Source organism: Reyranella sp. CPCC 100927, from assembly GCF_007859315.1.
Taxonomy (GTDB): Bacteria; Pseudomonadota; Alphaproteobacteria; order Reyranellales; family Reyranellaceae; genus Vineibacter.
Window position 1 is genome coordinate 870,574 of sequence record NZ_VOHA01000001.1, and the last position, 12,224, is coordinate 882,797.

A 12,224-nucleotide genomic window follows, 5' to 3' on the forward strand; every position below is an offset into this window, starting at 1 on the left:
GTTTGGTAGCACGTGTGCAAGGACTGCCCATACCTTATACATGTGGCGCGGCAGGGGTGCGACCGGCCGTCGGGGTATGAAAGGCTGCACTTTGGGAGCGGGCCGGGATCGATCGCGTCGCGCGCCACGGCGGCACTGGGCGGAAGGCGCCTTCAGCCAGCTGGTCCTGGTCGTGTGCGTGCTGGCGATTCTGGCACTGGCCGGCAGCTGGTGGCCGCTGTTCGACTTTTACGCCCAGCTGCAGATGCAGATTCTGGTCGTAACGACGGTGAGCATGCTCGTTGCCGTCAGCGTCCAGATGTGGCGTTCGTTCGTGCAGAGTCTTGTGTGTGCGGCGGCGCTGGGCTGGAGCTTGTACCCCCATCTCGCACCGCCGCCGCGGGTCGAGCCGGGCGTCGCGCCGGGTGCGGGGGCTCCCGTGCGCATCGCCTGGGCCAATCTCCGGAACTGGGTGACGGGCGGCCCCGCCGTGGTGCGCCTGCTCGATACTGAAACGCCGGATATCGTAATCCTGACCGAATTGACCGAGCGCCATCGAGCAGCCGCCATGACCGCGCCCGGCTACCGGTTCCGGACCCCGTTCCCGGCCGGCAGTGCCTTCGACCTGCTGCTGATAAGCCGCATTCAGCCGACCGAAGTCCGTTTCGATTATGCGTTCGGAGCCGATTATCCCATCCTGGAGGCCCGGTTCTGTGCCATTGATGGGGCTTCGGTGTGCCTGGCGATCATCGCGCTGCATGCACCACGCCCGCCGCTGCCTGAAGCCGCCTGGGGTGAGCCGGCCGTTCTGCGTGACGGCCTGTTGGCCTTGGCGGCCACCATGGCCCGCCGCCGTCTGGCGGCCCAGGACCACGTGCTGCTGATCGGAGACTTTAACGCAACGCCTTATTCCAGCGCCGTGCGCGACATGCTTGCGCGCAGCGGCCTGATCGACACCGCGGCGGCGGCGGCGGAGAATCCCGAGCAGCCGCGGCCGACTTGGCTGTCGACATGGCCGGGGGTGGGCCTGCCGATCGACAATGCCTTGATCAGTCCAGGCCTGCGGGTGGTCGAGCGGCGGCTGGGGCCGAATATCCAGTCCGACCATCGGCCGTTGGTACTGCACCTGCGCCTGTTGGGTCCGTGATCGCGGGGTGTCGCCGTACAAACGGACGCAAGTGGCGTCCCGTGCCGGCGCAGACTATATGCAGGGGTGCATGACCCGATCCGATCCTCCTGCCGACCCGACCGCGTCCGACACCACTGCCCCGTTCGGCTATCGCGAGGTGCCGGCGGCCGACAAGGCCGGCCTGGTGCGCCAGGTCTTCGACAACGTTGCGGTCCGCTACGATCTGATGAACGACCTGATGTCGCTGGGCGTCCATCGCTTGTGGAAGGACCGGATGGTGGCGATGTTGGCGCCGCGCACCGGGGCTGCGATCATCGACGTTGCCGGCGGCACGGGTGATATCGCGTTTCGCATCCATGATCGGACGCAAGGCGGGGCCCACGTCACCATCTGCGACATCAATCCCACCATGCTGAGCGTCGGCCAGGATCGCGCCGTCGACCGTGGGATTCTGCGAGGACTGGATTGGACAGCCGGGGATGCCGAGGCGCTGCCGTTTCCGGACCGCCGGTTCGACGGCTACACGATTGCGTTCGGCTTGCGCAACGTGACGCACATCGATCGGGCGCTGGCGGAAGCGCACCGCGTGCTCAAACCGGGTGGGCGCTTTCTGTGCCTGGAATTCTCCCACGTCACCATGCCGCTGCTGGGCCGTGTCTACGATGTGTATTCGGCCACGATGCTGCCGACCCTGGGTGGACTTGTGGCCGGTGATCGCGAGTCCTATCGCTATCTGCATGAGAGCATTCGCCGCCACCCTCCGCAGGACGAACTCGCCGCCAAGATGACCGCCGCGGGTTTTTCGCATGTGACGTGGCGCGATATGTCGGGCGGCATCGTCGCCTTGCATAGCGGTTGGCGGATCTGAGACTGCGGCCGCCATGCTTCGCTTCCTGCGCAATGGCCTGCGGCTCGTACAGCTTGCTTTTACCTTGGCGCGGCACGATGCGCTGTTTCCGCTCGAGACGCTGCGGATCGCCCCTGGCCTTGTGGCTGTGGCGCGGCTGGTGCGTCGTCGGGGCGAGACGAGGCGGCCGGGGCAGCGCTTGGCCGCGGCGCTGGCGGCCATGGGGCCGAGCTTCATCAAGTTCGGACAGGCCCTGTCGACGCGGGCTGATCTGCTGAGCGAGGAGGTTGCGCTCGATCTCGGGCAGCTTGCCGACCAACTGGAACCGTTCGCCGGTACCGCCGCGCGGCGCACCATTGAGCACGAGCTGGGGCGGCCGATCGAGGCACTGTTCACCACGTTCGACGACGCGGCCGTGGCCGCAGCGTCGATCGCGCAGGTGCACTACGCGGTGACCGCCGATGGCCACGAGGTTGCGGTCAAAGTGCTGCGGCCGGGGATCGAGGAGGCCTTCGCGCGCGATCTTGATCTGTTCTATTGGCTGGCCGACCTGGTGGAGCGTACGCAGCCGCGGTTTCGCCGCCTGCGGCCGACGGCTTCGGTGCGGGCGTTCGCCGACGTCGTGCGCGTCGAGATGGACCTGCGCATGGAGGCCGCCGCCGCCGAGGAGCTGGGTGCCAATTTCGCCAGTGATCCGGACTATCGTACGCCCGCCGTCGACTGGGATCGCACCGCACGGCGTGTGATGACGATGGAGCGCGTGCGGGGTATCCCGATTGGCGACCGCGACAAGTTGCTGGCGGCCGGCCATGACCTGAATGCCGTCCTGAAGAAGAGTGCGGAGGCGTTCTTTTTCCAGGTGTTCCGAGACGGTTTCTTTCACGGCGATGTGCATGGTGGCAACGCCTTCGTCGAAGAGTCGGGCTGCGTTGTGCCGGTCGATTTCGGCATCATGGGGCGGGTCGATGCCGACACGCGTGGGTATCTGGCCGAACTGCTGATCGCCTTCCTGCGCCGCGATTACCAGGCGGTCGCCGAAGTGCAGTTCCGCGCCGGCTATGTGCCACCCGACAAGTCGGTCGAAATGTTCGCCCAGGCGTGTCGCTCGATCGGTGAGCCGATTTTCGGCAAGCCGTCGAGCCAGATCTCGATCGCGCGCCTGCTGGCCCAGCTGATGCGGGTCACCGAGCAGTTCGAAATGCAGGCGCAGCCCCAGCTGCTGTTGTTGCAGAAGACCATGCTGATGGCCGAAGGCATGGGCACCAAGCTCAATCCCGGCGTCAATATCTGGGAGCTGGCGCGGCCCCTGATCGAGGACTGGATGCTCACGCATTTCGGCCCGCGCGCGCGGCTGGAGCGGGCGCTGGCCGAGGCGGTCGATGCCGTGCGCAAGCTGCCGCGCCTGGTCGATACGGTCGAGCAGATCGCCGAACGCGAGCGGCGGCGTGCCGAACGCGAGCTGGCCACGCCTCCCGTTGCCGATGGAAGCGGGCGACGGGTGCGGGTCGACTGGGTGCTGCTGATCGCGATCGCGGCGCTGGCTGCCGCCGTCGCGGCATGGTGGCGGTGAGGCATGGTGGCAAGGGCAAGACAAGCGGGCAGCGCGCGGCCGGTGCCGCGACCATCAGCCTTCAGTGCCGACACGTTCCGCTTCCTCAAGGCCCTGGACTTCCATCAGGATCGCGCCTGGTTCCAGGCCAATCGCGACCTGTACGAGCAAACAGTACGCTCGCCCATGATCGCCACTGTCGAGGCATTGGTTGTCGCCATGCGCCGGCGCAAGGTGCCGTTCCTGGGTGACCCCAAGACGGCCATTCTGCGCATCCACCGCGACGTGCGCTTCACCAAGGACAAACGGCCTTACAACGCCCACACGGCGATGATGCTGTCGCGGACCGGGCGACGTGATGCCACAGGCCACTTCTATCTGCAGATCGACCCCAAGGGCTCGTTCGTGGCCGCGGGCTTCTATCGTCCGGAACCGACCGACTTGCTGAGGCTGCGCCGGTCCATTGTCGCGCGGCCATCGCGGTTTCTCGCCATGCAGTCCGCCCTGAAACGGGGTGGCCTGATGCTCGATCCGGAAGACCAGTTGACGCGACTGCCGGCGGGATTCTCGGACGTCCATCCCCGTCTGGACGCGGCCGTGCGGCTGAAGTCCTTTTTCGTTCTGCGCAACCTCGCCGAACGTGACGTCACGGACCGGGACGCCCTGATCGCGGCATCGGTGGATTTTGCCGCGGCGGCGATGCCGTTGATGCGGCTCGGTTGGGAAGTGCTGACCTGACGCGCGTGATTGCCATGCATCGCCTTGCGCGGAGCCCGGCGCGTTTGCCATCATCCGGCCGTCCGACCGGACGGTCGCCGCCACCCGGCGGGAGGGAGTCATGTTAACCGGCAAGCGTATTCTGCTGATCATCACCGGCGGCATTGCCGCCTTCAAATGCCATGACCTCATCCGTCGCCTGCGCGAACGCGGTGCCGGCGTGCGCTGCGTCATGACCCAGGCCGCGACGCGCTTCGTCACGCCGCTGTCGCTGCAGGCGCTGTCGGAAGACAAGGTCTACACCGACATGTTCTCGCTCACCGACGAGAACGAGATGGGCCATATCGAGTTGTCGCGCGAGGCTGACCTGCTGGTGGTCGCGCCGGCGACCGCCGATCTTCTGGCCAAGATGACGGCGGGGTTGGCAGATGACCTTGCCTCGACCGTTCTGCTGGCCACCGACAAGGTGGTGCTGACGGCGCCGGCAATGAACGTCCGCATGTGGCTGCATCCGGCGACCCAGGCCAATGTCGCGACCCTGCGCAGCCGGGGCGTGCTGTTCGTCGGACCCAACGATGGCGTCATGGCCTGCAACGAGTACGGCCCGGGGCGCATGTCCGAGCCACTGGAGATCGTGGCCGCCATCGAGGCGTTTTTCACCGGCACGCTGCCGGCGCCTGCCGTGCCGGGCGCCCTGCCGTATCCGCCCGAGCCGATCTCGTTGCCGCACCGGCCACTGCTGGGCCGCCGGGCGTTGGTCACCAGCGGCCCGACCCGCGAGGCGATCGATCCGGTCCGCTATATCTCCAACCACTCGTCGGGGCGGCAGGGCCACGCCATCGCCGCGGCGCTGGCGGCGCTGGGCGCGGATGTCACCCTGGTCGCCGGGCCGGTATCGCAGCTCGACCCGCCTGGCGTTCGTGTCGTGAAGGTAGAGTCGGCTGACCAGATGCTCGCCGCGTGCCAGGCCGCCCTGCCGGTCGACGTGGCGGTGTGCGCGGCAGCCGTGGCCGACTGGAAGGTAGCCAACGTCCAAGGCGCCAAACTCAAGAAGACGCCCGGCGCGCCGCCGCCGCCGATGGAACTGGTGCCTAACCCCGACATCCTGGCGACGTTGTCGGCCCAGGGCGCCCATCGGCCGCGGCTGGTCATCGGCTTTGCGGCCGAAACCGAGAATGTGGTCGCCAACGCCGTCACCAAACGCACGCGCAAGGGCTGCGACTGGATCCTGGCCAACGACGTCTCGCCCGCCAGCGGTACGTTCGGCGGCGAGAACAATACGATCCATCTGGTGACGGCCGATGGGGTCGATGCATGGCCGACGCAATCGAAGGACGCGGTCGCCGGCCATCTGGCGGCACGGATTGCCCAGCACCTGACGGCCTGACGTCACCCCAAAGTTATACAGGGTCAGCCGGAAGACCGGTTGCGATCCACGTGGCCGATATGTGAAATTCGGCGCGCCCACCTTTCATTGCATGTGCCATGTCTGATCCAGTCATCATCGACGTCAAACGCTTGCCCCACGCCGCCGATTTGCCGCTGCCGGCCTATGCGACGGCCATGGCTGCCGGCATGGACCTGCTTGCGGCGATCGACGGCGATGTCGTCCTGGCCCCGCTGGGACGGGCGATTGTGCCGACGGGGTTGCAGATCGCGCTGCCGCCCGGCTTCGAGGCCCAGGTACGGCCGCGATCGGGACTGGCCGCCAAGAACGGCGTCACGGTGGCCAATGCACCCGGCACCATCGATGCCGACTACCGGGGTGAGGTGGGCGTCATCCTGGTCAACCTCAGCGCCGAGCCGTTCACCATCACCCGGGGCATGCGGATCGCGCAGATGGTGATCGCCCGCCATGAGCAAGCCCGTTGGCGCGAGGTCGAGGTGCTGGCCGAAACCGCCCGCGGTGCCGGCGGCTTCGGCTCCACCGGCACGCGGGGATGACGGCATGCCGCGGCTGAGCAAGAAAACCATGTTTGCCATCGAGGCCGTGCTCGACATCGCGATGAATGCCGGCGACCAGCCGGTCCGCAGTGGCGACATCACGCGCCGCCAGAACATCCCCAAACGCTACCTCGAGCAGGTTCTGCAGCATCTCGTGCGTGAAGGCGTTCTCGCCGGCAAGCGCGGCCCGCGCGGCGGCTACATGCTGGGCCGCGAGCGGCGGCGCATCAGCCTGGGCGACATCATCCGGGTGGTTCAGCAGCTCGAGGCCGAGACCGAGCCGCAGGACGAGACCGTCGGTTCGCCGCTGGCGCACATGGTGGTATGGCCGACCTGGAATCGCCTGCGCGAGGAGGTCATGTCGCGAATGGATGCGATCACGATCGAGGACATGGTGCGCGACGCGCGCGAGCACGGCATGCAGGCCGAGACCGCGCAACGCCTGGAGTTCCACATCTGACGGTGGCTGTCATGACCATCCCGAGCGTCGAACTGCCTTCGGGCGCGCGCATGCCGACCTTCGGAATCGGCACTTGGCGCATGGGCGAGGACCGGCGCCGACGCAAGGACGAGACCGATGCTATCCGCCACGGCATCGATCTCGGCTTCACGCTGATCGATACGGCCGAAATGTACGGCGAAGGTGGTGCCGAGGAGGCGATCGCCGATGCCATTGCCGGCCGTCGCGACGGCCTCACCATCGTCAGCAAGATCTATCCGCACAATGCCTCGCGCCGCGGTGCCGTCACGGCCTGCGAACGCAGCCTGAAACGGCTGCGCATCGATCGCATCGATCTCTACCTGCTGCATTGGATCGGTGGCGAACCGTTCGAGGAGACCATCGCCGCGTTCGAGACCTTGCGAGACCAGGGCAAGATCGCCGACTGGGGCGTCAGCAACTTCGACCGCGACGATCTGCAGTCCTGGCACCAGAAGGACGGCGGCCGCTGCGGCACCAACCAGGTGATGTTCAACCTCGCGCGTCGCGGCGTGGAGTTCGACCTGTTGCCCTGGATGCAGCAGCACAAGATGCCGCTGATGGCCTATTCGCCGTTCGACCGCGGGCCGCTGGCGCGCGATCGCGACCTGAAGGCTATCGCCGACCGCCATGGCGCAACCCCGGCTCAGGTGGCGCTGGCGTGGCTGCTGCAGTTGCCGGGCGTCGTGGCGATTCCCAAGTCGGTCGACAAGGTGCGATTGAGTGAGAACTTCGGGGCGCTGAAGGTCAAGCTGAGCGATGCGGATCTCGCCGACCTCGATCGCGCTTTCCCGCCACCACGGCGCAAACAGTCGCTGTCGATCGTATGAGAACCCCTCTCCCGCTATGCGGGCGGAGAGAAATCCTGGTACGGGTCAGCCACGCCCAGTCCGGCGAGGATGCGGACCTCGAGCCTTTCCATTCGCTCGGCCTCGGCATCGACCTCGTGGTCATAGCCCAGCAGGTGAAGCGTGCCGTGCACGACCAGGTGCGTCAGGTGGTCGGCCAGGCGCTTGCGCTGCGCGCGCGCTTCGCGCATCACGGTCTGGCGTGCCAGCACGATGTCGCCGAGGAAGCGCGGCGCGCCGGGCGCGGTGGCCCGTCCATCGGCGGGAAAAGAGAGCACGTTGGTCGGCTTGTTCTTGCCGCGGAAGTCACGATTGAGGACGCGCACGGCGGCATCGTCGGCCAGTGCGATGGCCAGCGCGACAGGAGCCGGCTGGCGCCTCGGCGCACCGGCCAGCGCCGCCTGCACGGCACGCCGGCACAGCGCGCGCACGGTCCGCTGCTGCAGCAACCACTGCGCATCCTGGATATCGATATCGATGGTCGCGCGCGGCGCTGCGGCGGCGCGGCTCACGGCTTGGGCTTGCGCTGCGCCTCGCGGCTGTCGCGCGCGTCGTAGGCGCGCACGATGCGCGCCACCAGGTCGTGGCGCACCACGTCGCGATCGGTGAAGTGCACGAAGCGCACGCCTTCGACACCGCTCAACGTCTCGACCGCATCGCGCAAGCCGCTGGGCACGCCGGGCGGCAGGTCGATCTGCGTCAGATCGCCGGTCACCACCATGCGTGCCCCTTCGCCCAGGCGCGTCAGGAACATCTTCATCTGCATGGGCGTGGTGTTCTGTGCCTCGTCGAGGATCACGAACGCATGCGCCAACGTGCGGCCGCGCATGAACGCCAACGGCGCCACCTCGATCTCGGCGGCCGCCAGCCGGTTGGCGATCTGGTCGGCGGGCATCATGTCGTGCAGCGCGTCGTAGAGCGGTCGCAGATAGGGGTCGACCTTCTCCTTCATGTCGCCCGGCAGGAAGCCCAGCCGCTCGCCCGCCTCGACCGCCGGTCGGGAGAGCACGATGCGCTCGACCGAGCCTGCGATCAGCATCGACACGGCCATGGCCACGGCGAGGTAGGTCTTGCCGGTGCCGGCCGGCCCCAGTCCGAACACGAGATCGCGTTCGCGAATCGCCTCGACATACTCGCGCTGGGTCGGCGAGCGCGGCTGGATCACCCGCTTGCGCGTGCGGATCGCAGCGGTGTCGACGACCTTGGCATCGGCGCCGACCCGGGCGAAGCGCACGGCGGCATCGACCTCGGCCTGGTCGACGACCTGGCCACGCTTGAGCCGCTCGTACAATGCCAGCAGCGCGGCCCGCGCCAGTGCCGTCTCTTCCGGGCCACCGGTGATGGCGATCTGGTTGCCGCGTGAGCTCAGCTGCACGCCGACCAGCTGTTCGATGCGCACCAGGTGGCGGTCATGCTGGCCGTAGAGCGCCGGCAGCAACGCGTTGTCGTCGAAGGTCAGCCGCCGTACGTCGGCGGCGCGCGCGCCGCTCAGGCCGTTCACGTCGCTCACGCTGCGACCTCGATGGGATGCGTCACGGCAGTCTGGACGATATCATCGGTCACGATCTCACCCGACAGGCTGACGGCATGCGCGCCGACGATGTGGACATCCACGATCTGTCCCACCAGCCGCGCGGGTCCTGAGGCATGCACCGACTGCAGCCACGGCGACTTGCCCAGCACCTGGCCGGGCTTGCGGCCGGCCTCCTGGAACAGCACCGGGATCGTCCGGCCGACCAGGGTGGCGTTGAAGCCGCGCTGCTGTTCGCCGAGCAGCGCTTGCAGGGCCTGCAGGCGCGCATCCTTCTCCGCCTCCGGCACCTGACGCTCCAGCATTGCTGCCGGTGTACCGGGGCGGGGGCTATACTTGAATGAGAAGGCCGACGCGAATCCGACATCGCGAACCAGGGCCAGCGTGTCGGCGAAATCGCGGTCCGTTTCGCCCGGGAAGCCGACGATGATGTCGGTCGACAGCGCCATGTCGGGCCGCGCCGTCCTGAGCTGGTCGATCAGCCGCAGGTAATGATCGCGATCATGCTTGCGGTTCATGGCTTCCAGCACCCGATCGGATCCCGACTGCACCGGCAGGTGCAGATAGGGCATCAGTGCCGCCACGTCGCGATGCGCCGCGATCAAGGCATCGTCCATGTCGCGCGGGTGCGAGGTCGTGTAGCGGATGCGGGCCAGGCCATCGATCTCGGCCAGCGCCCAGATCAGCTGCGCCAGGCTCCCGGTCGAGCCGTCGGGCGCGGCGCCATGCCAGGCATTGACGTTCTGTCCCAGCAGCGTGATCTCACGGGCGCCGGCGGCAACCAGGCTGCGGGCCTCGGCGAGGATGGCCGTCGCCGGCCGCGAATATTCGGCGCCGCGCGTGTAGGGTACGACGCAGAACGTGCAGAACTTGTCGCAGCCCTCCTGGACCGACACGAAGGCCGCACCGCCGGTGACCGTCGTCGGTGCCGGCAGGTGATCGAACTTGGGCTCGACCGGAAATTCGGTATCGAGGACGCCGGCGCCCTTGGTCGCGCCGGGTCGGCGATGACCGGCGGCGCGGACGGCGCGGGCTACCATCTCCGGCAGGCGATGGTAGGCCTGCGGTCCGACGACGATGTCGACCGCCGGCTGGCGGCGCATGATCTCGGCGCCCTCGGCCTGCGCCACGCAGCCGGCGACCGCGATCACCAGGTCATTGCCGGCGGCGCGACGGCGAGCCTGCGCGTCGCGCAGGCGGCCCAACTCGGAGAAGACCTTCTCCGATGCTTTCTCCCGGATGTGGCAGGTGTTGACGATCACCATGTCGGCGTCGTCGGGACTGGCTGCCGGGGCGTAGCCCAGCGGCCGCAGGACGTCGGCCATACGCTCCGAATCGTAGACGTTCATCTGGCAGCCATAGGTGCGGATGAACAGTCCCTTCTTACGTGCCATCGGAGCCGGTGCGGTCATCGAGCCTTCGAATTGCTGGCGGGCGGCCATTTCCACCCAAAACCGCGCGCTTTCTATCATCCGCCCTGCGGTTGGTCGAGTCGCGCTCAGGCCGCCAGCCGCGGTGGCAGCTCGTCATAGCGTCCACGGTTGATCGCCTGCATGGACTGGGAAATGGTGCGGAAACAGTGTTCCGTCAACTTCTTGCGGTCACCCATCCGGTCGATGTCGACCGGTTCATGGAAGACGACGACGGCGGCCACTTCGCCCAGGGCCATCATGTTCCAGAGATGCGGCGCCAGCTCCATGTCGCCGAACCAGCTGAAGAACGGCCGGCACAGGCGGCCGACGGGGATGCCGTCAAGCCGGGCATAGGTGATGGTGATCGGCTGAACCGGCACCGGATCGCGCCCGTGGCGCATCTGGGTGGCGCCCAGCAGGGCGCTGCGGAAGGGCAGCACGCGGGTCCCGTCGCTGCTGGTGCCCTCGGGAAACAGCACCAGATCATCGCCCGCATCCAGGCGCCGTTGAATGCCGTCGCGCCCGTCACGCGCGGCGCGCTGGCGCCGCTCGATGAAGATCGTGCGTTGCAGCTTGGCAAGCCAGCCGAATACGGGCCAACCCGCGACCTCCGACTTGGCGATGAACGACACCGGCAGGATCGAGGACAGGACCTCGATGTCGAGGTAGGAGACGTGGTTGCCGACGAACAATGTCGGCGTGGCGCGCGAGGGCTGGCCGTAGATCTCGATCCGGATGCCCAGGATGAAGCAGACGACGCGGTGATAGATCACCGGCAGCCATCGGTAAGCCGGACGAATGCGCAGCAGCACCACCAGGAACTGAAGCGGCATCAGCGGCAATGTCCAGAGGATGTAGAGCAGGAGACGGATGAAACCGCGGGTCGGGGAGCCGATGGACATGGATCAGGGGGTAAGTGGGTATAGGGTGCCGACGATGTCGGCTAGATCGCTCCCGTCTCGCGCGCGACGCGCTCGTAGTGGCGGTAGTATTTCTCGGTGATCAGGTCGGTCTTGACGACGATGCAGACGTCCGTCGTGTCGAATTGCGAGTCGATCACGGCGCCGTCGCCGACAAAACCGCCCAGCCGAAGATAGCCTTTGATGAGCGGCGGCACCATGCGCTCGGCCACGCGCGTGTCGTAGCTGCCCGCCGGCAATATATTCATATCGACATAACGGGATGGCAGAGCGCGAGCCCGCAGCTCCGGCGGCGCCATGTGGTTCTGGGCCAGATAGGACAGCGGCTGCGCCAGGCGCTGCAGGTCGGTCCCGGGCAGGCTGGCGCAGCCGAACATGATTTCGATGTCGTAGTGGAAGACGTAGGTCGCGATGCCGCGCCACATCAGCTGCATCGCCGGCATGCTGCGGGCCGAGGCGTCGACGCAGGAGCGGCCCAGTTCGAGGATCTCGCCGGGCCAGCCGACGAGCGGCGCCACGTCATACTCGGACACGGAATAGAAGCTGCCGCGCGCTGCCGCGGCCGATCGCCGGATCAGGCGATAGGTGCCGGTGATGCCGGCCAGACCCGGCCGGCGACGGTCGATGAACAGCAGATGATCGCACAGCGGGTCGAAGTCGTCGTAGTCGCGCCGCAGCGCCGCCATTTCGGGCGTCGGCTTGGCTGTCATCTCTTCGTAAAAGACCTTATAGCGCAGAGCCTGCGCCGCCTCGACTTCGGCTTCATTGCGAGCCAAACGCACTTCGAAATCGCCCGCCACGATGGGCGGCAATGCGTCGGCTCCGGGGCGGAGCGCGGCGGCGCGAAGTGCGACGCTGGTCATCACCCCA

At 67.3% G+C, this 12,224-nt stretch carries 13 protein-coding genes; 8 read left to right on the forward strand and 5 right to left on the reverse strand.

Translation table 11 applies throughout. The features are described from left to right. The first annotated feature begins 178 nt into the window (after positions 1-178). The 8 genes from FQU96_RS03890 (at position 179) to FQU96_RS03925 (ending at position 7,473) form a co-directional block, all read left to right on the forward strand. On the forward strand, positions 179-1,126 hold the full coding sequence (locus FQU96_RS03890) for an endonuclease/exonuclease/phosphatase family protein (protein ID WP_178130301.1): 948 nt from the start codon (positions 179-181) through the stop codon (positions 1,124-1,126). A 70-nt stretch (positions 1,127-1,196) separates the two neighbouring features. After that, entirely contained in the window at positions 1,197-1,976 is a 780-nt protein-coding gene (gene ubiE, locus FQU96_RS03895; protein WP_146539508.1) for a bifunctional demethylmenaquinone methyltransferase/2-methoxy-6-polyprenyl-1,4-benzoquinol methylase UbiE, read from the forward strand. A 13-nt stretch (positions 1,977-1,989) separates the two neighbouring features. After that, positions 1,990-3,525 carry a 2-polyprenylphenol 6-hydroxylase gene (gene ubiB, locus FQU96_RS03900; RefSeq protein ID WP_146539509.1) on the forward strand — a complete coding sequence of 512 codons (1,536 nt, stop codon included), beginning with the start codon at positions 1,990-1,992 and terminating at the stop codon, positions 3,523-3,525. A gap of 3 nt (positions 3,526-3,528) precedes the next feature. Further along, positions 3,529-4,242 carry a DUF2461 domain-containing protein gene (locus tag FQU96_RS03905; protein WP_146539510.1) on the forward strand — a complete coding sequence of 238 codons (714 nt, stop codon included), beginning with the start codon at positions 3,529-3,531 and terminating at the stop codon, positions 4,240-4,242. Between the two features lie 100 nt (positions 4,243-4,342). Further along, the gene (locus tag FQU96_RS03910; protein ID WP_146539511.1) at positions 4,343-5,608 is read left to right on the forward strand and encodes a phosphopantothenate--cysteine ligase family flavoprotein; all 1,266 of its coding nucleotides are present in this window, start codon (positions 4,343-4,345) and stop codon (positions 5,606-5,608) included. A 98-nt stretch (positions 5,609-5,706) separates the two neighbouring features. After that, positions 5,707-6,165: a dUTP diphosphatase gene (dut, locus tag FQU96_RS03915; protein WP_146539512.1), complete on the forward strand. Its 459-nt coding sequence runs from the start codon at positions 5,707-5,709 to the stop codon at positions 6,163-6,165. Positions 6,166-6,169: 4 nt separating this feature from the next. After that, positions 6,170-6,625 (forward strand): Rrf2 family transcriptional regulator, encoded by a 456-nt coding sequence (locus tag FQU96_RS03920; RefSeq protein ID WP_146539513.1) that lies wholly within the window; start codon positions 6,170-6,172, stop codon positions 6,623-6,625. A gap of 11 nt (positions 6,626-6,636) precedes the next feature. Beyond that, on the forward strand, positions 6,637-7,473 hold the full coding sequence (locus tag FQU96_RS03925; RefSeq protein ID WP_146539514.1) for an aldo/keto reductase: 837 nt from the start codon (positions 6,637-6,639) through the stop codon (positions 7,471-7,473). Positions 7,474-7,487: 14 nt separating this feature from the next. Here the strand turns inward: FQU96_RS03925 and ybeY are convergent, their stop codons facing one another. From ybeY to FQU96_RS03950, 5 genes are all read right to left on the reverse strand, one after another. Then, positions 7,488-8,003 carry an rRNA maturation RNase YbeY gene (ybeY, locus tag FQU96_RS03930; RefSeq protein WP_255467825.1) on the reverse strand — a complete coding sequence of 172 codons (516 nt, stop codon included), beginning with the start codon at positions 8,001-8,003 and terminating at the stop codon, positions 7,488-7,490. Further along, positions 8,000-9,001 (reverse strand): PhoH family protein, encoded by a 1,002-nt coding sequence (locus FQU96_RS03935; protein WP_218574584.1) that lies wholly within the window; start codon positions 8,999-9,001, stop codon positions 8,000-8,002. Before FQU96_RS03935 ends, ybeY begins: the two co-directional genes overlap by 4 nt. After that, on the reverse strand, positions 8,998-10,416 hold the full coding sequence (miaB, locus tag FQU96_RS03940) for a tRNA (N6-isopentenyl adenosine(37)-C2)-methylthiotransferase MiaB (RefSeq protein ID WP_218574616.1): 1,419 nt from the start codon (positions 10,414-10,416) through the stop codon (positions 8,998-9,000). The genes FQU96_RS03935 and miaB overlap by 4 nt, the downstream gene beginning before the upstream one ends. A gap of 104 nt (positions 10,417-10,520) precedes the next feature. Continuing rightward, positions 10,521-11,336, reverse strand: a complete 816-nt coding sequence (locus tag FQU96_RS03945; RefSeq protein WP_146539516.1) for a 1-acyl-sn-glycerol-3-phosphate acyltransferase — start codon at positions 11,334-11,336, stop codon at positions 10,521-10,523. Between the two features lie 41 nt (positions 11,337-11,377). Then, positions 11,378-12,217, reverse strand: coding sequence for a GNAT family N-acetyltransferase (locus FQU96_RS03950; protein WP_146539517.1), 840 nt, complete (start codon positions 12,215-12,217; stop codon positions 11,378-11,380). Positions 12,218-12,224 lie beyond the last annotated feature (7 nt).

Coding starts and splice junctions, on each gene's coding strand:
- miaB (WP_218574616.1), bottom strand. CDS start 10,416: ATGGCACGTAAGAAGGGACTGTTCATCCGCACCTATGGCTGCCAGATG.
- FQU96_RS03945 (WP_146539516.1), bottom strand. CDS start 11,336: ATGTCCATCGGCTCCCCGACCCGCGGTTTCATCCGTCTCCTGCTCTAC.
- FQU96_RS03905 (WP_146539510.1), top strand. CDS start 3,529: ATGGTGGCAAGGGCAAGACAAGCGGGCAGCGCGCGGCCGGTGCCGCGA.
- FQU96_RS03920 (WP_146539513.1), top strand. CDS start 6,170: ATGCCGCGGCTGAGCAAGAAAACCATGTTTGCCATCGAGGCCGTGCTC.
- FQU96_RS03910 (WP_146539511.1), top strand. CDS start 4,343: ATGTTAACCGGCAAGCGTATTCTGCTGATCATCACCGGCGGCATTGCC.
- dut (WP_146539512.1), top strand. CDS start 5,707: ATGTCTGATCCAGTCATCATCGACGTCAAACGCTTGCCCCACGCCGCC.
- ubiB (WP_146539509.1), top strand. CDS start 1,990: ATGCTTCGCTTCCTGCGCAATGGCCTGCGGCTCGTACAGCTTGCTTTT.
- FQU96_RS03950 (WP_146539517.1), bottom strand. CDS start 12,217: ATGACCAGCGTCGCACTTCGCGCCGCCGCGCTCCGCCCCGGAGCCGAC.
- FQU96_RS03925 (WP_146539514.1), top strand. CDS start 6,637: ATGACCATCCCGAGCGTCGAACTGCCTTCGGGCGCGCGCATGCCGACC.
- ubiE (WP_146539508.1), top strand. CDS start 1,197: ATGACCCGATCCGATCCTCCTGCCGACCCGACCGCGTCCGACACCACT.